At 44.6% G+C, this 1,223-nt stretch carries 1 protein-coding gene; it reads left to right on the top strand.

Features of this window, described 5'->3' with window-relative positions:
* Window positions 1–1,223 (top strand): cytochrome D1 domain-containing protein (locus A3756_RS00255; protein WP_068552558.1); only part of this gene is annotated, 1,223 nt, incomplete at both ends.

The raw sequence follows: 1,223 nt of genomic DNA, 5'->3' as shown, positions 1-1,223 counted from the left end.
GACCAAAGAATATATCGCTCTTAAAGACTATCCAACTAAACCTCTACATGGCCGTAATTGGGAGAACTTCTTTGTTGTCATTGAGCGTGATGCAGGTCTTGCTGCCATCATCGATGGTGACAAACATGAAATTGTTGCACACATCGATACGGGTTATGCAGTACACGTAATCAAGGGTACTGAGCACCATAAAACTGATCATGCGAAAGACGTAGGTCGTTTCTGGTACACCATTGGTCGTGACGGTAAGGTTAACAAGATCGATTTATGGCAGACGCCAGACAAGATGTTGGTAGCTGAAACTCAAATGGCGTATGACGCACGAGATATCGCTGTTTCCGGTGATGGCAAATATGTTATCGCTGGTGGTTATTGGCCTCCGCACTTCGTAATCATGGATGCAGAAACACTTGAACCTCTGAAAGTAGTTTCTTCTCGTGGTGTTAATGTTGACGGTGAGTATGTCGAAGAGTCTCGCGTTGCGGAGATCTACACAACACCTAATGAGCCAACTTGGATGGTTGCGATCAAAGAGTTAGGTCAAATGTGGCAGGTTGATTACAGCGACATCAATAACCTACGTATTGATCAAATGGATACTGCTAAGTTCTTGCATGATGGTTTCTTTGACCCAACAGGTCGTTACTTCCAAATCGCAGCAAACGCTTCAAACAAGATGGTTGTTGTTGATACGAAAGATCGTAAGTTAGAGAAAATGATCGATGTTGCTTCATTGCCTCACCCGGGTCCTGGTGCTAACTGGACTGATAAAGAGTGTGGCCCTGTTGGTGCAACGACTCACCTAGGTATTGGTGAAGTATCTGTTTGGGGCAACGACCCGATTGGTCATCCTGACCAAGCGTGGAAGCTGTGCTACACAGTTGAGACAGACGGTGCGGGCGTATTTATTCGTACCCATCCAACATCTCAATATGTATGGGCAGATCAGCTTAAGCACCCAGAGCCAGAAGTTCAGCAAAGTGTTCAGGTATTTGATAAGGACACACACGAAATCGTTAAAACTATTCGTGTAACTGAAGAAGAAGGTAAAGCGGCCTTGCACATGGAGTTCAACAAAGATGGTACTGAGGTTTGGGTATCTGTCTGGAACCGAACTGACAACAAGAACCCAACTGGTGAAATCGTTGTTTACGATGCGAAGACTCTTAAAGAGATTACTCGTATTAAAGGTTTAACAACGCCTACTGGTAAGTTTAACGTGT

It is taken from the genome of Oleiphilus sp. HI0086 (genome assembly GCF_001635225.1).
Note: the sequence above shows the minus strand (reverse complement) of the source record. Positions and strands in the feature narration are given on the sequence as shown.